This window comes from Moraxella catarrhalis (assembly GCF_001656295.1).
Lineage (GTDB): Bacteria > Pseudomonadota > Gammaproteobacteria > Pseudomonadales > Moraxellaceae > Moraxella > Moraxella veridica.
This window is the reverse complement of sequence record NZ_LXHE01000014.1, coordinates 68,180-91,793: the sequence shown is the minus strand read 5'-3', so window position 1 is coordinate 91,793 and position 23,614 is coordinate 68,180. Positions and strand designations below refer to the sequence as shown.

The 23,614-nt window shown below is 43.4% G+C and carries 41 protein-coding genes; 35 read left to right on the top strand and 6 right to left on the bottom strand.

The window, feature by feature from the left end; translation table 11 throughout:
- The 29 genes from AO382_RS06570 to rplQ all read left to right on the top strand — a co-directional run bounded on the left by AO382_RS06570 (position 1) and on the right by rplQ (position 15,771).
- The gene (locus AO382_RS06570; RefSeq protein ID WP_064619226.1) at positions 1 to 1,629 is read left to right on the top strand and encodes an Rne/Rng family ribonuclease; all 1,629 of its coding nucleotides are present in this window, start codon (positions 1 to 3) and stop codon (positions 1,627 to 1,629) included.
- A gap of 403 nt (positions 1,630 to 2,032) precedes the next feature.
- The gene (gene rpsJ, locus AO382_RS06565; RefSeq protein WP_003656991.1) at positions 2,033 to 2,344 is read left to right on the top strand and encodes a 30S ribosomal protein S10; all 312 of its coding nucleotides are present in this window, start codon (positions 2,033 to 2,035) and stop codon (positions 2,342 to 2,344) included.
- Between the two features lie 52 nt (positions 2,345 to 2,396).
- Positions 2,397 to 3,035 carry a 50S ribosomal protein L3 gene (gene rplC, locus AO382_RS06560; RefSeq protein ID WP_003656990.1) on the top strand — a complete coding sequence of 213 codons (639 nt, stop codon included), beginning with the start codon at positions 2,397 to 2,399 and terminating at the stop codon, positions 3,033 to 3,035.
- A gap of 14 nt (positions 3,036 to 3,049) precedes the next feature.
- Positions 3,050 to 3,652, top strand: a complete 603-nt coding sequence (rplD, locus tag AO382_RS06555; protein ID WP_049236811.1) for a 50S ribosomal protein L4 — start codon at positions 3,050 to 3,052, stop codon at positions 3,650 to 3,652.
- Entirely contained in the window at positions 3,649 to 3,978 is a 330-nt protein-coding gene (gene rplW / locus AO382_RS06550) for a 50S ribosomal protein L23 (protein WP_003656987.1), read from the top strand. The genes rplD and rplW overlap by 4 nt, the downstream gene beginning before the upstream one ends.
- A gap of 10 nt (positions 3,979 to 3,988) precedes the next feature.
- Positions 3,989 to 4,816 carry a 50S ribosomal protein L2 gene (rplB, locus tag AO382_RS06545; RefSeq protein WP_003656985.1) on the top strand — a complete coding sequence of 276 codons (828 nt, stop codon included), beginning with the start codon at positions 3,989 to 3,991 and terminating at the stop codon, positions 4,814 to 4,816.
- A gap of 12 nt (positions 4,817 to 4,828) precedes the next feature.
- Complete coding sequence (gene rpsS / locus AO382_RS06540) at positions 4,829 to 5,104, top strand: 30S ribosomal protein S19 (RefSeq protein ID WP_003656984.1); 276 nt, start codon at positions 4,829 to 4,831, stop codon at positions 5,102 to 5,104.
- Between the two features lie 9 nt (positions 5,105 to 5,113).
- Positions 5,114 to 5,443: a 50S ribosomal protein L22 gene (rplV, locus tag AO382_RS06535; RefSeq protein ID WP_003656983.1), complete on the top strand. Its 330-nt coding sequence runs from the start codon at positions 5,114 to 5,116 to the stop codon at positions 5,441 to 5,443.
- Between the two features lie 2 nt (positions 5,444 to 5,445).
- Positions 5,446 to 6,168, top strand: coding sequence for a 30S ribosomal protein S3 (gene rpsC / locus AO382_RS06530; RefSeq protein ID WP_064619223.1), 723 nt, complete (start codon positions 5,446 to 5,448; stop codon positions 6,166 to 6,168).
- Positions 6,169 to 6,171: 3 nt separating this feature from the next.
- On the top strand, positions 6,172 to 6,585 hold the full coding sequence (gene rplP, locus AO382_RS06525; protein ID WP_049236817.1) for a 50S ribosomal protein L16: 414 nt from the start codon (positions 6,172 to 6,174) through the stop codon (positions 6,583 to 6,585).
- The gene (rpmC, locus tag AO382_RS06520) at positions 6,585 to 6,782 is read left to right on the top strand and encodes a 50S ribosomal protein L29 (RefSeq protein WP_049236819.1); all 198 of its coding nucleotides are present in this window, start codon (positions 6,585 to 6,587) and stop codon (positions 6,780 to 6,782) included. The genes rplP and rpmC overlap by 1 nt, the downstream gene beginning before the upstream one ends.
- Positions 6,779 to 7,051: a 30S ribosomal protein S17 gene (gene rpsQ / locus AO382_RS06515; protein WP_064610278.1), complete on the top strand. Its 273-nt coding sequence runs from the start codon at positions 6,779 to 6,781 to the stop codon at positions 7,049 to 7,051. Before rpmC ends, rpsQ begins: the two co-directional genes overlap by 4 nt.
- A gap of 114 nt (positions 7,052 to 7,165) precedes the next feature.
- Positions 7,166 to 7,534, top strand: a complete 369-nt coding sequence (rplN, locus tag AO382_RS06510) for a 50S ribosomal protein L14 (protein WP_003656976.1) — start codon at positions 7,166 to 7,168, stop codon at positions 7,532 to 7,534.
- Positions 7,535 to 7,551: 17 nt separating this feature from the next.
- Positions 7,552 to 7,869, top strand: coding sequence for a 50S ribosomal protein L24 (gene rplX, locus AO382_RS06505; RefSeq protein ID WP_003658625.1), 318 nt, complete (start codon positions 7,552 to 7,554; stop codon positions 7,867 to 7,869).
- 20 nt (positions 7,870 to 7,889) lie between these two features.
- Positions 7,890 to 8,426, top strand: coding sequence for a 50S ribosomal protein L5 (gene rplE, locus AO382_RS06500; protein ID WP_003656974.1), 537 nt, complete (start codon positions 7,890 to 7,892; stop codon positions 8,424 to 8,426).
- Between the two features lie 11 nt (positions 8,427 to 8,437).
- The gene (rpsN, locus tag AO382_RS06495; protein WP_003656973.1) at positions 8,438 to 8,743 is read left to right on the top strand and encodes a 30S ribosomal protein S14; all 306 of its coding nucleotides are present in this window, start codon (positions 8,438 to 8,440) and stop codon (positions 8,741 to 8,743) included.
- Between the two features lie 14 nt (positions 8,744 to 8,757).
- Positions 8,758 to 9,156, top strand: coding sequence for a 30S ribosomal protein S8 (rpsH, locus tag AO382_RS06490; RefSeq protein ID WP_064619220.1), 399 nt, complete (start codon positions 8,758 to 8,760; stop codon positions 9,154 to 9,156).
- 151 nt (positions 9,157 to 9,307) lie between these two features.
- Positions 9,308 to 9,841, top strand: a complete 534-nt coding sequence (gene rplF, locus AO382_RS06485; RefSeq protein ID WP_064610280.1) for a 50S ribosomal protein L6 — start codon at positions 9,308 to 9,310, stop codon at positions 9,839 to 9,841.
- Between the two features lie 11 nt (positions 9,842 to 9,852).
- Positions 9,853 to 10,203: a 50S ribosomal protein L18 gene (gene rplR, locus AO382_RS06480; RefSeq protein WP_003656970.1), complete on the top strand. Its 351-nt coding sequence runs from the start codon at positions 9,853 to 9,855 to the stop codon at positions 10,201 to 10,203.
- A gap of 2 nt (positions 10,204 to 10,205) precedes the next feature.
- The gene (gene rpsE, locus AO382_RS06475; protein WP_003656969.1) at positions 10,206 to 10,703 is read left to right on the top strand and encodes a 30S ribosomal protein S5; all 498 of its coding nucleotides are present in this window, start codon (positions 10,206 to 10,208) and stop codon (positions 10,701 to 10,703) included.
- A 17-nt stretch (positions 10,704 to 10,720) separates the two neighbouring features.
- Positions 10,721 to 10,900, top strand: coding sequence for a 50S ribosomal protein L30 (gene rpmD / locus AO382_RS06470; protein ID WP_003656968.1), 180 nt, complete (start codon positions 10,721 to 10,723; stop codon positions 10,898 to 10,900).
- Positions 10,900 to 11,340, top strand: coding sequence for a 50S ribosomal protein L15 (rplO, locus tag AO382_RS06465; protein WP_064610282.1), 441 nt, complete (start codon positions 10,900 to 10,902; stop codon positions 11,338 to 11,340). The genes rpmD and rplO overlap by 1 nt, the downstream gene beginning before the upstream one ends.
- A gap of 3 nt (positions 11,341 to 11,343) precedes the next feature.
- The gene (secY, locus tag AO382_RS06460) at positions 11,344 to 12,669 is read left to right on the top strand and encodes a preprotein translocase subunit SecY (RefSeq protein ID WP_064619218.1); all 1,326 of its coding nucleotides are present in this window, start codon (positions 11,344 to 11,346) and stop codon (positions 12,667 to 12,669) included.
- 25 nt (positions 12,670 to 12,694) lie between these two features.
- Entirely contained in the window at positions 12,695 to 12,811 is a 117-nt protein-coding gene (rpmJ, locus tag AO382_RS06455) for a 50S ribosomal protein L36 (protein WP_049236838.1), read from the top strand.
- Between the two features lie 129 nt (positions 12,812 to 12,940).
- The gene (rpsM, locus tag AO382_RS06450; RefSeq protein WP_049236841.1) at positions 12,941 to 13,297 is read left to right on the top strand and encodes a 30S ribosomal protein S13; all 357 of its coding nucleotides are present in this window, start codon (positions 12,941 to 12,943) and stop codon (positions 13,295 to 13,297) included.
- A 20-nt stretch (positions 13,298 to 13,317) separates the two neighbouring features.
- Positions 13,318 to 13,710, top strand: coding sequence for a 30S ribosomal protein S11 (gene rpsK, locus AO382_RS06445; RefSeq protein WP_003656963.1), 393 nt, complete (start codon positions 13,318 to 13,320; stop codon positions 13,708 to 13,710).
- Between the two features lie 12 nt (positions 13,711 to 13,722).
- On the top strand, positions 13,723 to 14,364 hold the full coding sequence (gene rpsD, locus AO382_RS06440) for a 30S ribosomal protein S4 (protein ID WP_049236843.1): 642 nt from the start codon (positions 13,723 to 13,725) through the stop codon (positions 14,362 to 14,364).
- A gap of 24 nt (positions 14,365 to 14,388) precedes the next feature.
- Positions 14,389 to 15,393 (top strand): DNA-directed RNA polymerase subunit alpha, encoded by a 1,005-nt coding sequence (locus AO382_RS06435; RefSeq protein WP_064619214.1) that lies wholly within the window; start codon positions 14,389 to 14,391, stop codon positions 15,391 to 15,393.
- Between the two features lie 18 nt (positions 15,394 to 15,411).
- The gene (gene rplQ / locus AO382_RS06430; RefSeq protein ID WP_003658620.1) at positions 15,412 to 15,771 is read left to right on the top strand and encodes a 50S ribosomal protein L17; all 360 of its coding nucleotides are present in this window, start codon (positions 15,412 to 15,414) and stop codon (positions 15,769 to 15,771) included.
- 96 nt (positions 15,772 to 15,867) lie between these two features.
- Here rplQ and AO382_RS06425 read toward each other — a convergent pair whose 3' ends face one another.
- Positions 15,868 to 16,431: a Sua5/YciO/YrdC/YwlC family protein gene (locus tag AO382_RS06425; RefSeq protein WP_064619212.1), complete on the bottom strand. Its 564-nt coding sequence runs from the start codon at positions 16,429 to 16,431 to the stop codon at positions 15,868 to 15,870.
- Between the two features lie 9 nt (positions 16,432 to 16,440).
- Positions 16,441 to 17,181, bottom strand: coding sequence for an elongation factor P hydroxylase (locus tag AO382_RS06420; RefSeq protein ID WP_064619209.1), 741 nt, complete (start codon positions 17,179 to 17,181; stop codon positions 16,441 to 16,443).
- A 138-nt stretch (positions 17,182 to 17,319) separates the two neighbouring features.
- Between AO382_RS06420 and AO382_RS06415 the strand changes: the two genes are divergently transcribed.
- The 6 genes from AO382_RS06415 (at position 17,320) to lysM (ending at position 21,315) form a co-directional block, all read left to right on the top strand.
- The gene (locus tag AO382_RS06415; protein WP_064619206.1) at positions 17,320 to 17,859 is read left to right on the top strand and encodes a YceD family protein; all 540 of its coding nucleotides are present in this window, start codon (positions 17,320 to 17,322) and stop codon (positions 17,857 to 17,859) included.
- Between the two features lie 238 nt (positions 17,860 to 18,097).
- Positions 18,098 to 18,280: a 50S ribosomal protein L32 gene (gene rpmF, locus AO382_RS06410; protein WP_049236855.1), complete on the top strand. Its 183-nt coding sequence runs from the start codon at positions 18,098 to 18,100 to the stop codon at positions 18,278 to 18,280.
- Between the two features lie 204 nt (positions 18,281 to 18,484).
- Positions 18,485 to 19,441 carry an ACP S-malonyltransferase gene (gene fabD, locus AO382_RS06400; RefSeq protein WP_064619203.1) on the top strand — a complete coding sequence of 319 codons (957 nt, stop codon included), beginning with the start codon at positions 18,485 to 18,487 and terminating at the stop codon, positions 19,439 to 19,441.
- Positions 19,438 to 20,166, top strand: coding sequence for a 3-oxoacyl-ACP reductase FabG (gene fabG / locus AO382_RS06395; protein WP_064619200.1), 729 nt, complete (start codon positions 19,438 to 19,440; stop codon positions 20,164 to 20,166). Before fabD ends, fabG begins: the two co-directional genes overlap by 4 nt.
- 188 nt (positions 20,167 to 20,354) lie before the next feature.
- On the top strand, positions 20,355 to 20,591 hold the full coding sequence (acpP, locus tag AO382_RS06390; protein WP_049236863.1) for an acyl carrier protein: 237 nt from the start codon (positions 20,355 to 20,357) through the stop codon (positions 20,589 to 20,591).
- Between the two features lie 229 nt (positions 20,592 to 20,820).
- Positions 20,821 to 21,315: a peptidoglycan-binding protein LysM gene (lysM, locus tag AO382_RS06385; RefSeq protein WP_064619197.1), complete on the top strand. Its 495-nt coding sequence runs from the start codon at positions 20,821 to 20,823 to the stop codon at positions 21,313 to 21,315.
- Between the two features lie 164 nt (positions 21,316 to 21,479).
- Here the strand turns inward: lysM and AO382_RS11455 are convergent, their stop codons facing one another.
- The 4 genes from AO382_RS11455 to AO382_RS06375 form a co-directional block, all read right to left on the bottom strand.
- Positions 21,480 to 21,863 (bottom strand): hypothetical protein, encoded by a 384-nt coding sequence (locus AO382_RS11455; RefSeq protein WP_400260269.1) that lies wholly within the window; start codon positions 21,861 to 21,863, stop codon positions 21,480 to 21,482.
- Positions 21,814 to 22,044, bottom strand: a complete 231-nt coding sequence (locus AO382_RS11450; protein WP_400260268.1) for a 4Fe-4S double cluster binding domain-containing protein — start codon at positions 22,042 to 22,044, stop codon at positions 21,814 to 21,816. Before AO382_RS11450 ends, AO382_RS11455 begins: the two co-directional genes overlap by 50 nt.
- 29 nt (positions 22,045 to 22,073) lie before the next feature.
- Positions 22,074 to 22,520 (bottom strand): QueG-associated DUF1730 domain-containing protein, encoded by a 447-nt coding sequence (locus tag AO382_RS11445; protein ID WP_400260267.1) that lies wholly within the window; start codon positions 22,518 to 22,520, stop codon positions 22,074 to 22,076.
- Between the two features lie 118 nt (positions 22,521 to 22,638).
- The gene (locus AO382_RS06375) at positions 22,639 to 23,016 is read right to left on the bottom strand and encodes a hypothetical protein (RefSeq protein WP_064619393.1); all 378 of its coding nucleotides are present in this window, start codon (positions 23,014 to 23,016) and stop codon (positions 22,639 to 22,641) included.
- Positions 23,017 to 23,614: the final 598 nt, after the last annotated feature.

Here is a 23,614-nt window from a genome sequence, read left to right as displayed (position 1 = left end):
ATGTCAGAAGAATTATTAATTAATTATACACCCATGGAGTCACGCGTGGCGGTGCTGACTGATGGCGTTACCAGTGAAATTTTGATTGAACGCCACCAAAAATTGGGTTTGGTTGGCAATATTTATTTGGGTACTGTGGTGCGAGTTTTGCCGGGTATGCAGGCGGCGTTTGTGGATATTGGACAAGCCAGAACTGCATTTTTACATGCCAATGATATGCAAAAACCCAAGCGTAGTAGCGACAGCTTGGACGAAGCACCACCAGCACCAATTACACAGCTTCGCATAGCACATCAAAGTAACGCTTCTCAAGATGAGCGTGCCGAGCAAAATGGGTATAGCTCAGCCATCGATATCCAAAGACCTGCTTTACCCAAAAAACCTGAGTCACCAAACGCTGAATTAATTCAATATCGCCTAAGAGAAGGCGATAAAATTTTGGTGCAAGTCGTCAAAGATGAACTTGGTACAAAAGGTGCTCGCCTGACGACGAACATCTCTTTACCATCTCGTTATTTGGTGTATTTACCTACAAATGATGAGTATGTTGGGGTATCGATACGCATCGAAGAAACTGAAGAGCGGACACGATTAAAAGATATTCTGACGCAGCTTATGCAAAACGCCAACTTAAAAGGCGGACTGATTGCACGCACTGCCGCTGAGAAGATGAGTGAGTCTAAGCTTAAAGAGGACATTTATTATTTATTACAACTTTGGCAAACCATCATCGCCCGTCAAGCAGCGACACGGTTACATTCCAATAAACGCAGTGAGTTGATTTACCAAGAGCTATCACTGCCGCTTCGGTGTATCCGTGATTTGGTTAATGAAAAAACAACCAAAGTGCTGATTGATAATGAGATGATGTATCATGAGGTAGCACATTTTGCCCAAGAGTTTGTACCTTTCATTGCACCGATGGTGACGCATTATGCAGGCGAGATTCCTTTATTTGATTTATATCGTGTCGAAGAAGATCTGCAAAATGCCCTAAAACGCCGTGTTGAGCTTAAATCAGGTGGCTATTTAATCATTGACCAAACCGAAGCGATGACAACTATTGATGTCAATACAGGTTCTTATGTTGGTGCACGCTGTTTGGAGGATACGGTTTATAAAACCAACCTAGAGGCAACACACGCCATCGCTCGCCAAATTCGTCTGCGAAACCTTGGCGGTATCATTATTCTTGACTTTATCGATATGTCCGAAGAGGTGCACAGAGCCGATGTGCTGGCAAGCTTACAAGAGCAGCTCACCCATGACTATGCCAAAACGAATATCACTCAAGTCAGCGAGCTTGGTTTGGTAGAGATGACACGCAAGCGTACCAGAGAATCACTGCCACAACAGCTATGTGAGCCTTGCCCTGTCTGTGATGGCAAAGGTTATATTAAGACTGCAGAAACGGTATGCTTTGAGATATTTCGTGAAATCATGCGCTATGGACGCACCTTTAATACGCCTAAGCAATTCACCGTCATCGCTCATTCAAGCGTGATTGATATGATGCTATCTAGCGAAGCTGGTACAGTGGCAGACTTAGAATATTTGATTGGCAAACCCATTCGTTTTGAAATTGAAAACTTTTTCACGCCTGAGCAGTACAACATTGCGCTAGACTAAAATTGGTCATTAATTTTCTGAGTTGATTTGGGCTTTTAGAGACTCATTTATCAATCCAAAATTTAAGAAAAATTAGCAAAAAATCTAATAAACGCCTTGCATTCACGAATTTTTCGTGTATAATATGCAAATCATTTGAACTGCGTTGCACTTTTTGTAAAGAATGCAAAAAGTTTACTTCAACAATGAACCTTGTTCAACACAAAGGAAGTACTAAGACAACGCCACAGCCGAAGCATCGTTTTTGGCACTATTGAACAAACACCCCTGCTACCTTGCCTTTTGCATATGGTGGGCAGGGATAGGATTATTTTGCTTTTCATAATTTGAAAGTGAATTTTAACGGTTTAACTGACATCGTTTGATGGAAGTTTATAAAGCACTTAATTAGGAGCTTGTTGGCATGGCTAACCAGAGAATCCGTATCCGACTAAAATCGTTCGACCATCGTCTGATTGACCAGTCGGCACAAGAGATTGTCGATACTGCAAAGCGTACAGGCGCACAAGTTTGCGGTCCTGTACCGTTGCCGACTCGTATTGAGCGGTTCAACGTATTGACATCACCACACGTCAACAAAGACGCTCGTGACCAGTACGAAATTCGCACCCATAAGCGTATGATCGACATCGTGCAACCAACAGATAAGACTGTTGATGCATTGATGAAGCTGGATCTAGCAGCTGGTGTTGATGTTCAGATCGCTTTGGGCTAATGAACATAAGTCTGGTTTGAACTATTAAACTATTAATATAAAGAGGTCTAAAATGGCGATTGGTTTAGTCGGTAAAAAATGCGGCATGACCCGAGTCTTCACTGAAGCAGGCGTTTCTATTCCTGTCACAGTGGTTGAGGTTGATGCCAACCGCATCTCGCAAATCAAAACAGTAGACACCGATGGCTATAACGCAATCCAAATCACTACAGGTGAGCGTCGTGACAGCCGCGTGACTGCTGCTCAAAAAGGACACTTCGCAAAAGCTGGCGTTGCTGCTGGTCGTGGTGTTTGGGAATTCCGTGCAGAAGAAAGCGATCTTGAAGGTCGTGAAATCGGCGGTAATATCCTAGCTGATATCTTTGAAGTTGGTCAGTTGGTCGATGTCACTGGTCAAAGCAAGGGTAAAGGTTTCCAAGGTGGTGTGAAGCGTCACAACTTCCGCACTCAAGACGCAACTCACGGTAACTCTGTTTCTCACCGTGTATTGGGTTCTACAGGTCAAAACCAAACCCCAGGTCGCGTATTCAAAGGCAAAAAAATGCCAGGTCAAATGGGTAACAAACGAGTTACTGTTCAAGGCTTGGAAATTGTTTCTGTTGACGCCGAAAAAGGTGTACTAGTCATCAAAGGTGCTGTTCCAGGTGCTAATGGTGGTGACGTTATCGTACGTCCGTCAGTCAAAGCCTAGTAAAGGGGATTAACGTGAATTTAAAAACTGTTACAGGTGCAGCGGTTGAACTATCAGAGATCACTTTTGGTCGTGAGTTCAACGAAGCCTTGGTTCACCAAGTCGTAACTGCTTACCTAGCTGGTGCTCGTCAAGGCAGCCGCGCTCAAAAGACGCGTGCCGAAGTTTCTGGCGGTGGCAAAAAACCATGGCGTCAAAAAGGCACTGGTCGTGCTCGTGCAGGCTCTATCCGTAGCCCTATTTGGGTTGGTGGTGGTCGTGCATTTGCTGCTAAGCCACAAGATTGGTCTCAAAAAGTAAACCGCAAGATGTATCGCGGCGCAATGCAATGCATTTTGGCGGAATTGGTTCGTCAAGAGCGTTTGGTTTTGGTTGATGACATCGCTGTATCAGCACCAAAAACTAAAGAGCTTATCGCTAAGCTGGCAGAACTGAATGCACCACGTGCATTGATCGTAACTCATGAAGTTGACGAAAACTTGTACTTGGCTGCACGCAATATCCCATATGTGAATGTATTGGGTACTCGTGAAGTTGATCCAGTAAGCTTGGTTTCTTTTGACAAAGTGATTATGACTGTTGAAGCAGCCAAACAATTTGAGGAGACACTTGCATGAGCAACGCAAGACTATATCAGGTACTAAAAGCACCTGTATTTTCAGAAAAATCTCAGCGTCTGGGCGACACTCTTGGTGTGCAAGTTTTCAAAGTTGATAGCACTGCAACCAAGCGCGAAATCAAACAAGCTGTTGAGCTGATGTTTGAAGGTGTTGAAGTTGTCAAAGTAAACACACTTAACACCAAAGGCAAAACTAAGCGTTTTGGCCGTGTTGTTGGTAAGCGTTCTGACGTGAAAAAAGCGTATGTAACCTTAAAAGCTGGTTCAGACGTACAAATCGGTGCTGGTGAAGAAGCCACTGGCGAAACAGCGACTAACGAATAAGGAATAAAAAATGCCTATCGTAAAAGCAAAACCAACCTCACCAGGTCGCCGCTTTGTTGAAAAAGTAGTGCATCCACACCTTTATAAAGGTCGTCCATATGCACCGCTTGTCGAATCAAAAGCTAAAACTGGTGGTCGTAACAATAATGGTCGTATTACCACTCGCCACATCGGTGGTGGCCATAAGCAGCATTATCGCTTAATTGATTTTAAACGCAATAAAGATGGCATTCCAGCTGTAGTTGAGCGTATTGAATACGATCCAAACCGTACTGCACACATTGCTCTACTTAAGTATGCTGATGGTGAGCGTCGCTACATCATCGCACCAAAAAAATTGAGCGTTGGCGATCAAGTTCAATCTGGCGAAGGTTCTCCCATCCGTCCAGGTAACTGCTTACCACTTAAAAATATCCCTGTTGGTACAGTGATTCATAACATTGAACTTAAAATCGGTAAAGGTGCTCAAATTGCTCGCTCTGCTGGTGCAGCGGTTCAATTATTGGGTCGTGATGGCGCATATGTTATCGTACGTTTGCGTTCAGGTGAAACTCGTCGTATCCACGCGAATTGCCGTGCGGTTATTGGTGAAGTGTCTAATACTGAAAATAACCTAAAATCACTGGGTAAAGCAGGTGCAGCACGCTGGCGTGGTGTTCGTCCTACCGTTCGTGGTACAGCGATGAACCCGATTGACCACCCACACGGTGGTGGTGAAGGCCGCAACTTCGGTAAGCACCCAACCAGCCCATGGGGTCAGAAAGCTAAGGGTCTTAAGACTCGTTCTAACAAGCGTACTGACAGTATGATTATCCGTCGCCGCCGTGCCAAGAAATAAAGGAAAAGTTTCATGCCTCGTTCATTGAAAAAAGGTCCATTTATCGATGCGCATTTGTTTGCCAAGGTTGAAAATGCTCTAGAAAGCAACAGCCGCAAACCGATCAAAACTTGGTCACGCCGCTCGATGATTCTACCTCAAATGGTAGGTCTAACCATCTCAGTTCATAATGGTCGCACTCATGTGCCAGTTATTGTAAGTGAACAGATGGTTGGTCATAAACTCGGTGAATTCGCCCCGACCCGTTCTTATCGTGGTCATGGCGTTGATAAGAAATCTAAAAGATAAGGTGCTACCATGGAAGTAACTGCAAAATTACGTGGTGCCGCCATTTCGGCACAGAAAGTAAGATTGGTTGCGGACGAAGTTCGTGGTAAGCCAATTGAGCGCGCTTTGGACATTCTAACATTTAGCAACAAAAAAGGTGCTAAATTAGTTAAGAAATGCCTGGATTCAGCCATTGCTAATGCTGAGCATAACAATGGTTTGGACATCGATAAACTACGTGTTACAACCATTTATGTTGATGAAGGTATTACCTTAAAGCGTATCATGCCCCGTGCCAAGGGTCGTGCTGATCGTATCAGCAAACGCACTTGTCACATCACTGTTAAAGTAGGGGAATAATCATGGGTCAAAAAGTACATCCAATTGGTATTCGTTTGGGCGTTATCAAAAAGCACAACGCTAACTGGTATGCCAATCCTAAGCAATATTCAGAGTATTTGCTGAATGACTTCCAAGTTCGTAATTTTTTGCGTAAAAAATTGGAAGGTGCAATGGTTAGCCATATTTACATTGAGCGTCCAACTGGTGCTGCAAAAATCACGATTCATAGTGCACGCCCTGGTATTATCATTGGTAAAAAAGGCGAAGATATCGAAAGCCTACAAAAAGAACTGACTAAGCTAATGGGCGTTCCTGCTCAAGTTAACATCCAAGAGATCACTTCTCCAGATTTGGATGCTCGCTTGGTTGCTGAAGGTATCGCAAGTCAGCTTGAGCGCCGTGTGATGTTCCGCCGTGCGATGAAGCGCGCTGTTCAAAACAGCATGCGTTCAGGTGCTCAAGGTATTAAAGTTGAGCTTTCTGGTCGTTTAGGTGGTGCTGAGATTGCTCGTACAGAGTGGTACCGTGAAGGTCGTGTACCTTTGCATACCTTACGTGCTGACATTGATTATGCATCAGTGCGTGCAGAAACTACTTACGGTACTATCGGTGTTAAAGTTTGGATTTTCCGTGGTGAAGTTTTAGACGGTATGAATAGTGCCTACAACCCAGTTGTTGAAGATAAAACACGCGCACCAAAACGCCGTGGCCGTTCTAATCGCCGCAACACAGACAGAGGTTAAGCTATGTTACAACCAAAACGTACCAAGTTTCGCAAAATGCACAAAGGGCGTAACACTGGACTTGCCCAGCGTGGTAACACAGTTGCTTTTGGTGAAATTGGTCTAAAATCTATCGGTCGTGGTCGCATGACTGCGCGCCAAATTGAAGCTGCGCGTCGTACAATCACTCGTCGCATTAAGCGTGGCGGTAAAATCTGGATCCGTGTATTCCCAGACAAACCAATTACCGAAAAACCATTGGAAGTTCGTATGGGTAAAGGTAAAGGTCCTGTTGAGTACTGGGTTGCAGAAATCAAACCAGGCAAAATGCTTTATGAAATCCAAGGTGTTAGTGAAGAGCTAGCCCGTGAAGCACTTACGCTAGCGGCTGCTAAGCTTCCATTCAAGACTACCATTGTTAAACGGACGGTAATGTAATGAAAACCAACGAATTACGCGAAAAATCTGTAGATGAGTTGGCTCAATTGCTTGACGAAAAGCAACTTGATGCGTTCCGTCTGCGTATGGCTAAAGCCACGGGTCAGTTAGCTAATACTCACGAAATCAAAAACAATCGTCGTACGATTGCCAAGATTTTGACTTTGATTAATGAAAAACAAAGAGGTGATGCATGAGCGATAACACCCAAACCCAAGAAGTTGGCGTTGTAACTGGTAAAGTCGTCAGCAACAAGATGGATAAATCTATCGTTGTGCTGGTCGAGCGCCAAATCCGTCACCCAATGTATGGCAAGCAAGTTCGTCGTTCTACCAAAATTAAAGCGCATGACGAAAACAACGTTTGCCAAGAAGGTGATATCGTACGCATCAAAGAAACTCGTCCATTCTCCAAGACTAAGACTTGGGCTTTGGTGGATGTAGTTGAAACTGCTGTAAAAATTTAAGACATTTGCATTAAAAGTCATTTGAGAGTATAATATATGTCTTTTTAGATGTATATCCGCTACTTTTTTGGCGGCAAATGACTTTTATTGCTTTATTATTATTGGAGTAATGCGATGATTCAGACTGAAACAATGCTGGAAGTTGCAGATAACAGTGGTGCAAGACGCGTTCAGTGCATTAAAGTACTGGGTGGCTCACATCGTCGTTATGCATCTGTTGGCGACATCATCAAAGTAACAGTAAAAGAAGCCATTCCTCGCGGTCGTGTTAAAAAAGGCGACGTGATGAATGCAGTAGTTGTACGTACCAAAAAAGGCGTTCGTCGCCCAGATGGTTCAGTGCTTCGTTTTGACGACAATGCAGCAGTATTGTTGAATAATAACAAAGCACCAATCGCAACACGTATTTTTGGACCTGTTACTCGTGAACTGCGTAGTGAACAATTCATGAAAATTGTTTCATTGGCACCAGAAGTACTGTAATTGTTTAGAGGCTTATTATGGCAAAGTTACGTAAAGGCGACACCGTGGTTGTGATTGCTGGCAAAGATAAAGGCAAGCAAGGCACAATTTTGGCGGTGAAAGCAGACCGTGTAAAAGTTGAAGGCATTAACATTGTAACCAAACACCAAAAACCTAACCAAATGCTAGGCAAGGAAGGCGGTATCGTTAAGCAAGAAGCTTTTTTACATATTTCAAATGTTGCGATTTATAACGCAAACACCCAAAAAGCAGATCGTATTGCTTACCAAGTGAATGAAGATGGCAAAAAAGAGCGTATCTATCGTTCAACTGGTGAAGTAGTGGCGACTGCATAAAAAACTAAGGGTATATAGTAATGGCAAGATTAAAATCGTTATATAATGACAAGCTAAAACAGCAAATCAAAGAAGAGCTGGGTTTAGAAAATGTCATGCAAGTACCAAAAATCACCAAAATCACTCTAAATATGGGTGTTGGTGGTGCAGCACAAGATAAAAAATTACTTGAAGGTGCTTTGGCAGACATGACCGCAATTGCTGGTCAAAAACCTGTTGTAACCAAAGCACGCAAATCAGTTGCAGGCTTTAAAATCCGTGAAGAGTGGCCAATCGGCTGTAAAGTCACACTACGTGGCGAGCAAATGTACGAATTCCTAGATCGCTTAGTTGCCATTGCAATTCCGCGTATCCGTGACTTCCGTGGTTTTTCTGCCAAAGCATTTGATGGTCGTGGTAACTATTCATTAGGCATCAAAGAGCAGATCGTTTTCCCTGAAGTAGACTTTGATAAAATCGATCGTATTCGCGGTTTGGACGTGACTATCACAACCACTGCAGCAAATGATGATCAAGGTCGTGCATTGCTAAAAGCATTTGGCTTCCCATTCAGATAAGGTAAAACGTTATGGCTAAAAAAAGCATGATTAATCGCGAACTTAAACGCGAAAAAACTGTTGCTAAGTATGCTGAAAAGCGTGCTCAGCTAAAAGCTATCATTAGCGATACCAATGCTAGCGAAGAAGAGCGCTTAGATGCAATGTTAGCATTGCAAGCGCTACCACGTAACGCATCTCCAGTGCGTCTACGTAACCGTTGTGGCGTCACTGGTCGTCCTCATGGTTATTTCCGTAAATTTGGTCTTTCACGCAACATGTTGCGTTTACATGTAATGCAAGGCGATGTGCCTGGCGTTCGCAAAGCTAGCTGGTAATAAGGAGTTACGCTATGAGTATGCAAGATCCAGTTGCCGACATGCTAACTCGCATTCGCAACGCACAAGCAAGAAACAAACCATCTGTACAGATGCCAGCTTCTAAATTACGTAAATCAATTGCTGATTTATTAGTGGCTGAAGGCTATCTTACTTCTGCTGAAGTAAGCGAAGCTGAAAATGACAAAAAAGTCTTGGATATTGAATTAAAATATTATCAAGGCAAAGGTGTTATTGAGCAGCTGAAGCGCTATAGCCGCCCAGGTTTGCGTCAATATCGCGGTAAAGATGAACTTCCAAGCGTTCAAAAAGGCCTTGGTGTTGCCATCATCTCAACCAGTCGTGGTATCATGAGCGATCGTGCGGCACGTGAAGCTGGTATTGGTGGTGAAGTAATCGCATTGGTTGCATAATCAACTTAAAGCAATTACTTACAAAAATCTAGAAAATTTAGGTTTACACCTAAATGTAGATATGTTAAACTAGCAGGCTTTAATGCCTGTTAGTTTTTTATGGCTACCATTTACCTGATGGTAGTTTAGTTTTCATTTGAAGGAAATTCCTATGTCTCGTGTGGCTAAAGCCCCAGTAACGCTACCAGAAGGTACCAGCGTTACTTTGAACGATCGGCAGGTTGAAGTCAAAGGTAAGAATGGCACTTTATCTTTGAGCCTGCATGAATTGGTCGAGCTAAAACAAGAAGATGGTGTTGTTACACTATCTCCAGTTGCAGACACTAAAGAAGCGTGGATGCATACTGGTACAGTACGTGCTCTATTGAACAATATGGTTAAAGGTGTGAGCGAAGGTTTTGAGCGTCGCCTGCAACTGATTGGTGTTGGTTATCGTGCACAGGTTGCGGGTAACAAAGTAAACCTAAGTTTAGGTTTTTCTCACCCAATCGAATACACGCTACCTGAAGGTGTCACTGCTGAAAGCCCAAGCCAAACTGAAATTGTGCTGAAGTCAAGCGATAAACAAAAGCTTGGTCAAGCAGCTGCTAAAATTCGTAGCTTCCGTCCACCAGAGCCTTATAAAGGAAAAGGTGTTCGTTATAGCGATGAAGTTGTTCTTCGTAAAGAAGCTAAGAAAAAATAAGGTGAGCCATAATGTTCGATAAAAAATCAGCTCGTCTTCGTCGAGCGAAAAAAACTCGTGCACATATCCGTCATTTGGGCGTTGACCGTTTGACAGTAACCCGCACTCCTCGTCATATTTATGCACAAATCATCTCGCCAACTGGTGGTGTGGTTGTTGCTCAGGCATCTACTTTGGATGCAACTTTGCGCTCAGGTGCAACAGGTAATGTGGAAGCAGCTAAAGCTGTAGGCGCTTTGATTGCAGAGCGTGCAAAAGCTGCTGGCATCACCAAAGTTGCATTCGATCGTAGTGGTTTTAAATATCATGGCCGCGTAAAAGCACTTGCTGATGCTGCTCGCGAAAACGGATTGGAGTTCTAATCATGGCAAAAGTTGAACAAACTGACGGTTTGGTAGAAAAATTAGTTGCCGTTGACCGTGTAGCAAAAGTTGTTAAAGGTGGTCGAATTTTTTCTTTCACTGCATTGACTGTTGTTGGTGATGGTAACGGCCGTGTTGGTTTTGGTCGTGGTAAGGCTCGTGAAGTGCCTGCAGCCATCCAAAAAGCCCTAGAAGCTGCTAAGCGTAATATGATTACTGTAGATTTAGCTGGTCACACACTGCAGCACCCAATCAATGCTCGTCACGGCGCATCAAAAGTTTATATGCAGCCAGCTTCTGAAGGTACTGGCGTTATTGCCGGTGGTGCAATGCGTGCCGTACTTGAAGTTGCAGGTGTACAAAACGTATTGGCAAAATGCTATGGTTCTACCAATGCAGCTAATGTTGTACAAGCAACTTTTAAAGGTTTACGTGACATGACATCGCCAGAGCAAGTTGCCGCAAAGCGTGGCAAATCTGTCGAAGAAATTTTGGGCTAAGAAATAGGTGAGTTACGATGAAAAAAATGAAAGTTACTCAAGTAAAGTCGAGTGCCCATCGTTTGGCAAGTCATAAAGCTTGTTTGAAAGGTTTGGGACTTCGTCGCATCGGTCATACTGTTGAAGTTGAGGATACTCCATCAACTCGTGGTATGGTAAATCGTGTACATTACATGGTTAAAGTGGAGGAAGCGTAATGGGTCTTAAACTGAATGAACTATCACCAGCATTGGGTGCTAAGAAAAAAGCATTCCGTCGTGGTCGTGGTATTGGCTCAGGCTTAGGTAAAACTGGTGGTCGTGGTGTTAAGGGTCAAACCTCGCGTTCTGGCTCAAGTATTCCAGCAGGCTTTGAAGGTGGTCAAATGCCTATCTATCGTCGTTTACCAAAATTTGGTTTTACTTCGAAGATGGCTATGACTACTGCTGAAGTTCGTCTATCTGAACTTAATAAGATTGATGGCGATGTTGTGAGTCTAGATACTCTGAAAGCTGCGAACATCATTCGTGGTGACATGAAACGTGCACGCATTATTTTGTCTGGCGAAGTGAGCCGTGCATTGACCTTTAAAGGCGTAAAAGTTACAAAAGGTGCAAAACAAGCAATCGAAGCTGCCGGTGGTAGTGTCGAGGAGTAATCTATGTCAAGGCAGTCAGCATCTCGTTCTAGCATTCTATTAAATCCTTTTACTTTCATAAGAAAGTATGATGAGTTATGGACGCGCATGCTCTTTTTATTCGGGGCGCTGATTGTTTATCGACTTGGTTCGCATATACCTGTTCCGGGCATGAACCCTGTTAGCTTGGCTAACTTTTTCCAGAGCAATAGCAATACATTTTTAGGTATGTTTAATATGTTTTCTGGAGGGTCATTGGAGCGTATGTCTATTATGGCATTAGGCATTATGCCTTATATTTCTGCTTCGATTGTTGTGCAGATGATGTCTGCCATCGTACCTTCTCTTGAAGCGTTAAAAAAAGAAGGTGAGTCTGGACGCAGAACGTTAAATAAATATACGCGCCAAGGAACTTTAGCGCTTGCCTTTGTGCAAGCGGTTGGTATGTCTACTGGTTTAATCGCAGGTGGGTTGACACTGACAACCGGTTTGAGTTTTTATATTCCGGCAGTGACTTCTTTGGTGGCAGGCTCTATGTTTCTGATGTGGCTTGGTGAGCAAATTACTGAGCGAGGTGTGGGCAATGGTATTTCTATGCTTATTTTAGCAAGTATCATAGCTAGCGCACCAGGTATGATTTCACAGGCTTTCAGTCAAAATTTAAATTTGATTGTTATGCTTTTGTTTGCCGTATTAGGTATTGCAGTGACAGCAGCTATTGTTTTTATTGAGCGTGCACAGCGCCGCGTACCGGTGAATTATGCTCAAAAACAGCAGTTAGGGCGTAAAATTTACGCGCAGCAGCAGTCGCATTTGCCATTAAAAATTAATATGGCTGGCGTAATTCCAGCAATTTTTGCAAGCTCGCTACTGCTGCTTCCAGCCAGTTTGGGTCAATGGACTACTGTCAGCGAAAACCCAACACTGACCCAAGAGATTATTCAAAATATCACTTTGGTACTTCAGCCTGGACAGCCTTTATATTTGCTACTGTTTGGGGTGATGATCATATTTTTCTGTTATTTCTATACGGCATTGATGTTTAATCCTAAAGAAGTTGCAGAAAATTTGAAGCGAAGTGGTGCTTACATTCCAGGAATTCGACCAGGTCAGCAAACCAAGCGATACTTAGATTTTGTTTTAAACCGCCTGACTTTTATTGGTGCAATGTACATGACAATCATCTGTTTGATGCCGATGATCATCCAGTCTGCATTTAATGTACCTGTTCCACTAGGCGGGGCATCTTTATTGATTATGGTAGTTGTTTTGATGGACTTTATTGCTCAATTACAAGCGCATCTAATGACGCATCAATACCATGATCAGACAATCATTAAATCGTCATAATTGTACGATTCTTTAGGAGCGTGACATGAAAGTTCAAGCATCTGTTAAAAAAATCTGTGGCAGCTGTAAAATTGTGCGTCGCAAAGGTAAAGTACTTGTTATTTGCAGTGCAGAGCCACGCCACAAACAACGTCAAGGTTAATTTACAAATTAATACTTGATTTATCATAGCGGATAATGTATTATCCGCTTCTTGCCATGCTATCATTTAGTCAGATAGCGGTTAAACTTAGCAAATACAAATCGTATTTGTGCTAATGGAGAGAAATCAATGGCTCGTATTGCCGGTGTAAATATTCCGGACAACAAACATGCTGTGATTTCGCTAACTTACATTTTTGGTATTGGTCGTACAACTGCTAAGCAAATTCTTGCTGCTGTTGGTATCGATGAAACTACCAAAATTGGTTCGTTAGATGATTCACAACTGGATGCTGTTCGTGCAGAAGTTGCAAACTACACAGTAGAAGGTGATCTTCGTCGTGAAGTTTCAATGAATATCAAACGTTTGGTCGATCTTGGTTGCTATCGCGGTCTTCGTCATCGTCGTGGTCTACCAGTTAATGGTCAACGTACTAAAACAAACGCGCGTACCCGCAAAGGTCCACGCAAAGCAATTAAAAAGTAACTAACTTAGGAAGCTAAAAGATGGCAAAAGACACTCGTAGCCGCAAAAAAGTGGCTCGTCGTTCGGTATCTGAAGGTATCGCCCATATTCATGCGTCTTTTAATAACACCATTGTAACGATTACTGATCGTCAAGGTAATGCATTGGCTTGGGCCACTTCTGGTGGACAAGGCTTCCGCGGTTCACGCAAATCTACACCATTTGCAGCTCAGGTTGCAGCTGAGGTTGCAGGTAAAACTGCTCAAGAAACCTATGGTGTTAAGAATGTTGATGTCTTGGTAAAAGGTCCAGGACCAGGTCGTGAGTCTGCGGTTCGTGCATTAGGTGCATTGGGTTATAAAATTAACAGCATCAGCGATGTCACCCCAATTCCACACAACGGCTGCCGCCCACCTAAGAAGCGCCGCGTTTAAGGAGATAGACTTATGGCCCGTTATATTGGTCCAAAATTAAAACTATCACGTCGTGAAGGTACTGATTTACAATTAAAATCAGGTGTTAAGCCTTTTGATGTGAAGACAAAAAAAGCAGGTCGTGTACCTGGTCAGCATGGCAATAGCCAAAATAAAACTTCTGAATACGCATCGCAGCTTCGTGAAAAGCAAAAAGTTAAGCGCATGTACGGTGTATTAGAGCGTCAGTTTTCTAACTATTATAAAGAAGCAGCGCGTGAGCGTGGTGCGACTGGTGAAAACTTGTTGGTTACCCTTGAGCGCCGCCTAGATAACGTTGTTTATCGTATGGGCTTTGGTGCAACTCGTGCAGAAGCGCGTCAGTTGGTTAGCCACCGTGCAATCATGCTGAAAAAAGCTGGTCGTGATGAATTTGTTCGTGTGAACATTCCTTCAATCCAAGTTCAAGACGGTGATGTGATCGCAGTGCATGAAAAATCAAAAGAGCAACTTCGTATTAAAAATGCAGTTGAGCTTGCGACACAGCGTGGCATTCCAGCATGGTTAGAAGTTGATCACAGTAAACTACAAGGTACTTTCAAATCTGCGCCAGAGCGTAGCGATCTACCAGCTGAAATTAACGAAAGCTTGATCGTTGAGCTATATTCTAAATAATCCGAATTAAATCGAGGTGACACTATGACAAATGCAACTGAGTTTCTAACACCGAGCGCGATCAACGTCGATACGGTCAATGAAACGACTGCAAAGGTCACGCTCGAGCCGTTAGAACGCGGTTTTGGGCATACGCTAGGTAATGCTCTGCGCCGCATTCTACTTTCTTCGTTATCAGGTGCTGCAGTTGTAGAAGCTGAGATTGAAGGTGTTGATCATGAGTATTCAACACTAGAAGGCTTACAAGAAGATGTACTCGATCTTCTTTTAAATCTAAAGTCTTTGGCAATCATTCTGCATGACCAAAATGAAGCATATTTGACTTTGGATAAACAGGGTGCAGGTGTTGTTACTGCTGCCGATCTTGAGTTACCGCACAATGTCGAAATTGCCAATCCTGATTTGGTGCTTGGTACATTGAGTGAGCGTGGTCATCTGAAGATGCGCCTACGTGTAGTGACAGGTCGCGGCTATGAGCCTGCCAATCAGCGTCGTGAAGATGCCAGTTCTAAAATTATTGGCCGCTTAAAGCTTGATGCAAGCTTTAGCCCAATTATTAGAGTGGCTTATGATGTTGAAAATGCTCGTGTTGAACAGCGTACAGATCTTGATAAATTGATTATCGAGCTTGAGACCAACGGCACGATCGACCCAGAAGAAGCTATTCGCAAAGCTGCAACGATTCTACAACAGCAAATCGCTATTTTTGTGGATCTTGAAGCTGAAGAAGCGCCTGAGCCTATCAAAGAAAAAGAAGAGATTGATCCTGTGCTGTTACGCCCAGTGGATGATCTTGAGTTAACGGTTCGTTCGGCAAATTGCTTGAAAGCTGAAAATATTTATTACATCGGTGATTTGGTACAACGCTCAGAAACTGAGTTGTTGAAAACACCAAATCTTGGTAAGAAATCATTGACTGAGATTAAAGATGTGCTTGCATCTAAAAATCTTGAACTTGGTATGCGTTTAGATAACTGGCCGCCAAGTGATTTGCGTGTCGATGATCGTTTTTCTTATCGCAGCCGCTAATTTAAAGGATACTTGACCATGCGACATCGTAAAAGCGGAGTCAAGCTGGGTCGCACCAGCAGCCATCGTAAGGCTATGTTCCAAAACATGACTAATTCATTGTTTGAGCATGAGCTAATTAAAACTACTTTGCCAAAAGCAAAAGAGCTTCGCCGTGTGGCAGAGCCTTTGATTACTTTGGCAAAAGAAGATAGCGTTGCAAATCGCCGTCTAGCATTCAGCCGTATGCGTAATAAAGATATGGTTGGTAAATTGTTTAGCGAGCTTGGCCCTCGTTATCAAACTCGTCCAGGCGGATATCTACGCATTATCAAGTGCGGTTTCCGTGATGGCGATAATGCACCAATGGCATATGTAGAGCTTGTAGATCGCCCATAATGGGAATTCTAATGCTTTATTTAAAACCCTGATGACACCATCAGGGTTTTGTTTTTTGATGAATTGTGTGATTTTATTTTCTTTGAAACGATCATTCTAATCATTTAGCAATGAAATGAGTGGCGATGTTTTTAACGGTATCTCTCCTGCGTGTATAAACCCATCCACCAAATTCTCCATCGTCATTTCAAGTTCATAAATGCTGTCGTATTCCAATTTTTCACCGTTCATATAAATGGGCATGCTAATAAAAGGTGCATCGAGTATTTCTATCAAGCCTAGGGTAATTGGTGTGTGAGCGATATTGATGCAAATCGTTTTATCATTTGGATGGGTAAATTTCTTAGACAACGCTTTGGTTGGACTTAATAAAAAGTGAGTTGTTTTGTCATCAGTGCTTTTTAAAATACGATGGGCAAAATCGCTGATTGTGGCAAAGGTTGATATCTCGCTGATATTGCGGCAAATCAAACAAAATTCAGGTTCATTTTGACTCAGACGGAGTGCTTGAGTAAGCGATTGTTTGGCATCCAGTCTGAGCGCCAAGCGGTAGCCAGTCGGGTCAGGATAGACGACTAACTGATCGCTTTTTATTAGATCGGCAGCCTGAGTTAATAAGCGCATTTGGGGATTGTCAGGATGGATGTAGAATTTTTCCATTGGGTTACCTTACCTGATCGAGGTGTGATAGTTTGGATGGCTTAATGCCAAAAAAATCCATAATAAAACTTGCGCATCTGATGGCAGGGTCTGTGGTTTAGATAAATAAAGCTGGGCTTGATCAAACACATCTTTGCCAAAAGTACTTTTTGAAGTATCAAAATCGGCATTCAAATTGTCTTGAGAGACATAAAAATATCGACCACAAGCCAATGTTAGCAACGCTTCAACGGCTTGCGGCTTGATTTCTACTTGCTCAAACAAAGCTTGCGTGTGTTCATTTCTGCCATCAGATTCATACCAATACCCAAAATCATTGAGCTTACGGCGATTTTTACCGGCGATACACCAATGACTGATCTCATGTAGCGCACTTTGAAAAAAACCATGCGCAAATTCGATGCGGGCAGGGCGCTGATCGTCACTGGGAAAATATTCAGGCTCGCCACTGCCACGCACAAGCATCGTCGGCATCTGCTCAAGATGGGGGTTGTCAAAGAGTAAATTAAATAACTCAATCAGCCAGTCTGTCAAAAGCTGTTCATTTGTTGTGTCATCTTTAATGGCTTGCCACTTTTGATAGAGATTTTGCCATGTTTGAGCACTGAGTTGAGCAGTTGCATGATTGAGCTTTGAGATGGGATTTTGATGAAAATCTTGCCAAAGCTGCTGAATTTTTTGTGCGTGCTCAGCTGAACTTGTAGTTTGACATCGATCAAAATCAGGAGAGAGTTGGTTGAAATTTATCATAAATTAGGGGTTTTAAAATTTTGACTATTATAATGTATTTTTCATCAATTCTGAAACTTAGGATTTTTAAAAGTTGCTTTTGTCTGATGGTGATTTGTGCGATAATGGCAGTGACTTTTTTTGATGTAAGCCAAAATTATGACAACCAACAAATACCCTGAAAATCAAAACTTGCCTACAAATATCATGCTAGAAAAATGGGCGGATATCGGATTTGAATGGCAGGGCAATGTATCGACTGCCGAGATGGCGCGCCTGAAGGAGCAAACAGTTGCTGACTCCACCTTGCAGGTTATTTTTCGTTTGGTTAAGCAAGAAGGCATCGTTTGGCTCAATTATCAAGTGACAGGACAGGTTCAGGTTGCTTGTCAAAGATGCTTAGATCCGCTTGATGTCGATGTCTCAGGTGTGTATCACTTGGCGCTTTTGGAATCTAATGAGGCTGTAGGGCAGATCGGCGATGCTGAATATATTTTAATGGAGGAGCTTGGCACAGGAGCGACTCGAAAGCTGCCCATTAAAGACATTTTAGAAGATGAGCTGCTGCTTGTGTTGCCGCTGTCGCCTAAGCATGATGATTGTGATATGCCCGTTGAAATGGCTGACGAAGAAGAGGTCGTACAGGAACAGGAAAATCCTTTTGCAGCACTGGCGCAATTAAAAGGAAAATTGTCTTAATGCGACGTGCTTTTTGATAAAATTTAGAAAAAAATCCGGATTTTATCAAAAGAATTGTAAATTTATGCGATTAGGCTTTGAAATTCACAAGTTTTTTGAGTATAATACAGCGTTTATTGTGCACGGGTCTATGATGGACGGCGATTGATGCTAAATCGCATTGACACAAATTGACAAAGACGCACGAACCATTTTTCTTTATGGGCAGTTTTTGCCTGACTGATTATTAGGAGCTATCATGGCAGTTCAACAAAACCGCAAGAGCCGCTCACGCCGTGACATGCGTCGTTCACACGACCATATCGCTATCCCTGAGCTAAGCATCGATTCAACGACTGGCGAAAAACATCTTCGCCACCATGCGACCAAAGACGGTTTTTACCGTGGTCGTCAGCTATTCAAGGTAAGCCAAGATAGCTAAACACTAGTTAATAGTGAAAAAACCAAGCCAAGTTTCTAAATGGGCTTGGTTTTTTGTTGCCAAAAATTTTATCGTATTGATTATTTTGGGTAAACAATTGTTTATTTTTATGGTAAAATTGGCAAACTTCACGCCAATCTTTTTGGCATTTCACAGATTCAATGCGGCATCAGTCATGCCGTTAATAGTAAAAACAGGTGAATTATGACAGAAGCCAACACCAGTGTTAAGCGTTTGGCGGTGGTTTTTCCCGGTCAAGGCTCTCAAACTGTCGGTATGATGAATGAGCTTAGTGAAGCTTATGATGTCGTGCGTAAGACATTTGATGAGGCAAGTGATGCGCTAGGCTTTGATCTTTGGGCGATTACTCAGGATGAAGATCGCTTGAATAAGACCGAATACACCCAGCCTGCTTTGTTGACTTCCAGCATTGCCATCTGGCGAATCATTCAGCCCATGTTATCGAACAGATCTTTGGAGCCCATGTATTTGGCTGGGCATTCTTTGGGTGAGTACAGCGCATTGGTGGCAGCTGGCGTATTAAGTCTCGCTGATGCAGTCAAATTGGTACATGAGCGCGGTAAATTGATGACGGAAGCCGTTCAGGGTATGGATACTCAAATGGCTGCAGTGCTGGGCTTGGATGATGAGCAGGTCGAGAGCCTTTGTGAAGAGGTGAGCGGTTCGGCGGGTACGGTAAATGCTGCCAATTTTAACAGCCCAGGTCAGGTGGTCGTGGCAGGGACAACCGTTGGGGTGTCTGGTGTTTTATCGGCTGTTGAGGCACTTGGCAAAAAAGCAGTGCCACTAAAAGTTTCAGTGCCTTCGCACTGCGCCTTGATGAATCCTGCCAGCGATGCATTGGCAGCGCTACTCAACCAAACAGAGTTTGGCGAGGCGGATATTCCTGTCATTCAAAATCGCCATGCCAAAATTCATAAAGAAACGGTGGACATTAAATCTGCGTTGATTGAACAGCTGTCCATGCCTGTTCAGTGGTCCAAAACCATGCAAAAATTGGCAGAGCGTGATATTGATCTGATCATTGAGTGCGGTCCTGGTAATGTTCTGTCGAATTTGGCCAAACGGCAAAAGACACCGATCACCGCCTTGGCAACAGATAAATTGGCGCGCCTTGAAAAACTGGAGAATTTGGCATGAGTAGAAAGATTATATTGGTTACTGGAGCAAGTCGCGGTATTGGCAAGGCAATCGCCAAGCGCTTCGCCAAAGAAGGTCATTTTGTCATTGGCACAGCCACCAGCGAAAAAGGCGCTGAAGCCATCAGTGAGTACTTGAGCGAATCAGGCGGTATTGGGCGCGTGCTCGATGTGTGTAGCAATGAAGATGTTGACAAGCTGTTCGAAGAAATTGATAGCGTCTATGGCGGTATCAATGTACTGGTAAATAACGCTGGCATTACCAAAGATGGCTTGCTGATGCGTATGAAAGATGAAGATTGGGCGAGTGTGATTGACACTAATTTAACTTCTGTTTATCGCATGAGCCGCCGAGCAGTACGCGGTATGATGAAAGCGCGCCAAGGCCGGATTATTAATATTACCTCGGTCGTAGGACAGATGGGTAATGCAGGTCAAGCAAACTACGCTGCCACCAAAGCGGGCGTAGAAGGCTTCAGCCGTGCACTGGCTCGTGAGATCGGCTCTCGTGGCGTGACGGTGAATTGTGTGGCACCAGGATTTGTTGAAACAGACATGACCGAAGAGCTTGATGAGCGTCTCATCAGCTCTATGCTGGATGCGGTTCCGATGGGGCGCATGGCTCAGCCTGAAGAAGTCGCAGCGGCAGTATCATTCTTAGCCAGTGATGATGCTAGCTATATTACAGGTGCGGTCTTGGCGGTCAATGGTGGCATGTACATGTAGATGCACGGATTCTGTCAGTGAGTAATTCATTGACAGAATGCGCATTTGCCATTATCATGATAAAAAGTGAACATATGTACGCATAAATGCTTGCACTTTTTCAGCAAATGCATTATGATACTTGTTAAGTTTCATCCCAACCGATGTAGCGCGGTGCTACACGGCTAACCATTATAAAGGAAATTACCATGAGCGATATCGAAGCTAAAGTAAAAGACGCAGTAGCAGAACAGCTTGGTCTAAGCGTTGAAGAAATTAAAAATGAAGCATCTTTTATGGATGACTTGGGCGCCGACTCTTTGGATTTGGTTGAATTGGTTATGGCATTTGAAAGTAGCTTTGGCATCACCATTCCTGATGAAGATTCAGCCGAGCTGACCACAGTCCAAAAAGCCATCGACTATGTTTCTGCCAAGGTTGCCTAACCAAAGGCATGCTAAGTCTGACAGCAGATGATAGCTATCTCCGAAGATCACTTCTATTTGAAGTGATCTTTTTTTCTTAAGAAAATATTTGGTAGGCTAATTCTACACATTGTAACGCTTTTACTGTCAAATATCACTATGAAGTTTGCTTGCTTTGACTTAAGATAAACTTATGCACAATAATTTGTGCGTGTTTCAAGTGATAAAATTTACAACCAAGGAGAACGTCATGGGTGTTTTTAGTTTTGCAAAAGATATCGGTGATAAATTATTTAATCGTAACAAAAAACAAGAAGCCGCTCAGCCGAACGCTGCCCCAACCGCAGCACCTGCAGAGCCAACTGCTCAAGAGATTGCCAATTTGCTATTGGCTCGTATCCAAGCCCAAAATGTGAACATCAGTGGCTTAAAAGTCAATTATAATGCCGATACGGATACCGCCACGCTATCTGGGACTGCCAAGACTCAAGCGGATCGTGAAAGAGCGCGCCTAGCGGTGGGCAATGTGCAGCATGTCGAGACGGTCGTTGATGACATCGAAGTGGAATCAGCTGAACCTGAATCACGGTTTTATACTGTCAAATCAGGTGACAGCTTGTCAAAAATTGCTAAAGAAATGTATGGCAACGCCAATGATTATATGAAGATTTTTGATGCCAATAAGCCAATGCTGTCACATCCTGATAAGATTTATCCAGGGCAAGTACTTCGCATCCCACAATAACTGATGCTTTGTGTGCTACGAATGACGGGCTTTTAATGTAGTTTTTAATTAAGTGATGTCTTAAAAGCACATCGAATAATTCCAAAAATTCCAAGTGTCAAGAAGATACTTGGAATTTTTATTGGTATTTGAATAAAGTGTATAATAGTTGGTATGCCCAAATTTTATCCGTCCTGTCCGCTAAGCTCACTGATCGCCCAATTAATATGCTCATCAAGCATCCTATCCAAACCCAGTCTTGATTTTAGTGCATGAATTATCCTGTCTAATTCTATGCCTGTGGCTTGGCAATTCCCCAAAGTAATGGCGGTATTTCTTAAAAGATATAAATACCCAGTGCGGCGCAAGGGAGAGCCTTCGGTTTTGGCCAAAAAATCATCTTCGCTCCACGCCCATATTTCGGTGAGCTGAATGTCATCTAGACCATGACGCGGCGCATAATCACTGACTGTGGAGAGTTTGGCATAGCGATTCCAAGGGCGGATTAACTGACAATCATCACAGCCAAAAATACGATTGCCGATGGCTTTTTCTGTATTTGATATCAATACTGCCTTTGTGCTCAATGGTCAGATAAGAGATGCAGGCAGCGGCATCTAAAGTGTACGGCGCGATGATGGCACGCGTTGGGCAAATATCCATGCAGGCTTGGCAGCTGCCGCAGTGTGCCTTGACGGCATGGGTTTCATCATCACCTACAAGATCAAGACTGATGAATAATTCGCCCAAATTAAAAAAAGAGCCTGCTTGGCGATTGATTAATAAAGTGTGCTTGCCCGTCCATCCCAGTCCTGCTGCATCAGCAATAGGGCAGCAATAGGGCGCTCAAAGATGGGCGCTGAATCACTGAACGGGCGAAACACGAAAGGCTTATCGGCGCCAATGCTCAGATGTTGCCACTGGGGCAGCTCATTTTCGATGGCTTTGGCAAGTTTTTTGAGCTGCTGGCGCACGGTTTTGTGGTAGTCTCTTCCGCGAGCGTAGCGTGCGATGATGGCATGATTTGGGCGTGTATTATCCATGACGCTGCGAGGTTTGGGTAGATCATGTAGATAATCCATTCGCACTGTGATGATGGTTTTGGCGCCATCAACGAGCAGGGCAGGATTTGCGCGCTTGTCGTGATTTTCATGCATAAAGTCAAGCGTACCATTAAGACCTTGATCTAGCCATGCCTTGAGCGCCTTTGTTTGCTTGACAAACAAAGGGTGATGAACGCTTAAAAACCCACAGTCGCTAAAGCCAAATTCTGCTGCTTTGGCACAGATCTAGTCCTTAACACCGTCTTTGTCGATCGGTTGTACACAAACTGCCGGAATGCGCTTAGTCATGACAATGATCACTGATGGCGGCTTGGATATGGTGAATTTTTTGTTGAATCAGATCGGGTGTGAGCTTGGTTTGTTGACCGCTCTCGCCAAGTTCGTATATGGTACCCTCTGACTGCAAGGTGCTAAGATTGGTTTTTAGATAATGGCAGGCTTGCACATTGTGATGATTTTTTGGCGCGCTTAAATAATGTACTTTGATGGCTGAAGATGGCTTACCAATGGGCGCTATTTGACTAAAAACTGGCTCCCCAAACGCCCCTTCACTTTGAAAAATCATGGCGCTGTGAGCATGGCTGACACAGATGAGCCCCAGACCCAAAGCGGCTTGGTACACGGTATTTTTAGCTGTTTTTGTTGCTCGATCAGTCACACATACCACCAAAATCATAAACTGGCTGTATTGTATCATTAGGTTGGTGTCAAATTACAGCCATTTCATCGAATTTGGGGCAGATAATATTCAAAGAGCTATAAAATGGCAATTATAGCGCCAATGGATTTGATAATATAGCGCCAATGGATTTGATAAAATTTTTTAAAAAGCTCTAAAAACAGGTTGGCAAGGTGAAAGTTTTCAGGTAAGATAGGTGGCATTATTTTGATGGCGCTTATCGGAGATTTTGATCGGTGTCATCTGAAGTCGGCGTAGCTATTTATCAGGTGCTGCGTTTGTGCATTTGGTGCCATTGGATTACCGTTTGATGACGCACGGTTGCACATTGCAATAGGACTTACCGGTCTGCAAGACGCAAGAAATTTCCCTCTGCTGTTTTGGATTTTTCCAAGTCATCTTGTTGTAAGTTCATCTGCGTATGGCAGTCTATTGCCTGATATGAATCAATCACACGCTTTTCGTCTGAATATTGTCACTATGACAAAAGGATGTAACTTATGACGCAAACTACCCAATCCCCGAATATGACGGGGCATACTCAAACCAAAGATGCTGCTACGCACTTTCGCGAACT

Bases quoted from the DNA above. Each gene is read 5' to 3' on its own strand.
- AO382_RS06425 (WP_064619212.1), bottom strand. From the start codon at position 16,431: ATGGAAAAATTCTACATCCATCCTGACAATCCCCAAATGCGCTTATTA.
- rpsS (WP_003656984.1), top strand. From the start codon at position 4,829: ATGCCTCGTTCATTGAAAAAAGGTCCATTTATCGATGCGCATTTGTTT.
- rplQ (WP_003658620.1), top strand. From the start codon at position 15,412: ATGCGACATCGTAAAAGCGGAGTCAAGCTGGGTCGCACCAGCAGCCAT.
- rplC (WP_003656990.1), top strand. From the start codon at position 2,397: ATGGCGATTGGTTTAGTCGGTAAAAAATGCGGCATGACCCGAGTCTTC.
- rpmF (WP_049236855.1), top strand. From the start codon at position 18,098: ATGGCAGTTCAACAAAACCGCAAGAGCCGCTCACGCCGTGACATGCGT.
- rplF (WP_064610280.1), top strand. From the start codon at position 9,308: ATGTCTCGTGTGGCTAAAGCCCCAGTAACGCTACCAGAAGGTACCAGC.
- rpsD (WP_049236843.1), top strand. From the start codon at position 13,723: ATGGCCCGTTATATTGGTCCAAAATTAAAACTATCACGTCGTGAAGGT.
- rpsC (WP_064619223.1), top strand. From the start codon at position 5,446: ATGGGTCAAAAAGTACATCCAATTGGTATTCGTTTGGGCGTTATCAAA.
- rpmC (WP_049236819.1), top strand. From the start codon at position 6,585: ATGAAAACCAACGAATTACGCGAAAAATCTGTAGATGAGTTGGCTCAA.
- lysM (WP_064619197.1), top strand. From the start codon at position 20,821: ATGGGTGTTTTTAGTTTTGCAAAAGATATCGGTGATAAATTATTTAAT.
- fabG (WP_064619200.1), top strand. From the start codon at position 19,438: ATGAGTAGAAAGATTATATTGGTTACTGGAGCAAGTCGCGGTATTGGC.
- rplO (WP_064610282.1), top strand. From the start codon at position 10,900: ATGGGTCTTAAACTGAATGAACTATCACCAGCATTGGGTGCTAAGAAA.
- rpmD (WP_003656968.1), top strand. From the start codon at position 10,721: ATGAAAAAAATGAAAGTTACTCAAGTAAAGTCGAGTGCCCATCGTTTG.
- rpsQ (WP_064610278.1), top strand. From the start codon at position 6,779: ATGAGCGATAACACCCAAACCCAAGAAGTTGGCGTTGTAACTGGTAAA.
- rplX (WP_003658625.1), top strand. From the start codon at position 7,552: ATGGCAAAGTTACGTAAAGGCGACACCGTGGTTGTGATTGCTGGCAAA.
- rplP (WP_049236817.1), top strand. From the start codon at position 6,172: ATGTTACAACCAAAACGTACCAAGTTTCGCAAAATGCACAAAGGGCGT.
- rpsJ (WP_003656991.1), top strand. From the start codon at position 2,033: ATGGCTAACCAGAGAATCCGTATCCGACTAAAATCGTTCGACCATCGT.
- rpsM (WP_049236841.1), top strand. From the start codon at position 12,941: ATGGCTCGTATTGCCGGTGTAAATATTCCGGACAACAAACATGCTGTG.
- secY (WP_064619218.1), top strand. From the start codon at position 11,344: ATGTCAAGGCAGTCAGCATCTCGTTCTAGCATTCTATTAAATCCTTTT.
- rplR (WP_003656970.1), top strand. From the start codon at position 9,853: ATGTTCGATAAAAAATCAGCTCGTCTTCGTCGAGCGAAAAAAACTCGT.
- rplB (WP_003656985.1), top strand. From the start codon at position 3,989: ATGCCTATCGTAAAAGCAAAACCAACCTCACCAGGTCGCCGCTTTGTT.
- acpP (WP_049236863.1), top strand. From the start codon at position 20,355: ATGAGCGATATCGAAGCTAAAGTAAAAGACGCAGTAGCAGAACAGCTT.
- AO382_RS06435 (WP_064619214.1), top strand. From the start codon at position 14,389: ATGACAAATGCAACTGAGTTTCTAACACCGAGCGCGATCAACGTCGAT.
- fabD (WP_064619203.1), top strand. From the start codon at position 18,485: ATGACAGAAGCCAACACCAGTGTTAAGCGTTTGGCGGTGGTTTTTCCC.
- rplW (WP_003656987.1), top strand. From the start codon at position 3,649: ATGAGCAACGCAAGACTATATCAGGTACTAAAAGCACCTGTATTTTCA.
- AO382_RS06415 (WP_064619206.1), top strand. From the start codon at position 17,320: ATGACAACCAACAAATACCCTGAAAATCAAAACTTGCCTACAAATATC.
- AO382_RS06420 (WP_064619209.1), bottom strand. From the start codon at position 17,181: ATGATAAATTTCAACCAACTCTCTCCTGATTTTGATCGATGTCAAACT.
- rpmJ (WP_049236838.1), top strand. From the start codon at position 12,695: ATGAAAGTTCAAGCATCTGTTAAAAAAATCTGTGGCAGCTGTAAAATT.
- rpsE (WP_003656969.1), top strand. From the start codon at position 10,206: ATGGCAAAAGTTGAACAAACTGACGGTTTGGTAGAAAAATTAGTTGCC.
- rpsH (WP_064619220.1), top strand. From the start codon at position 8,758: ATGAGTATGCAAGATCCAGTTGCCGACATGCTAACTCGCATTCGCAAC.
- AO382_RS06570 (WP_064619226.1), top strand. From the start codon at position 1: ATGTCAGAAGAATTATTAATTAATTATACACCCATGGAGTCACGCGTG.
- rplV (WP_003656983.1), top strand. From the start codon at position 5,114: ATGGAAGTAACTGCAAAATTACGTGGTGCCGCCATTTCGGCACAGAAA.
- rpsN (WP_003656973.1), top strand. From the start codon at position 8,438: ATGGCTAAAAAAAGCATGATTAATCGCGAACTTAAACGCGAAAAAACT.
- rpsK (WP_003656963.1), top strand. From the start codon at position 13,318: ATGGCAAAAGACACTCGTAGCCGCAAAAAAGTGGCTCGTCGTTCGGTA.
- rplN (WP_003656976.1), top strand. From the start codon at position 7,166: ATGATTCAGACTGAAACAATGCTGGAAGTTGCAGATAACAGTGGTGCA.
- rplE (WP_003656974.1), top strand. From the start codon at position 7,890: ATGGCAAGATTAAAATCGTTATATAATGACAAGCTAAAACAGCAAATC.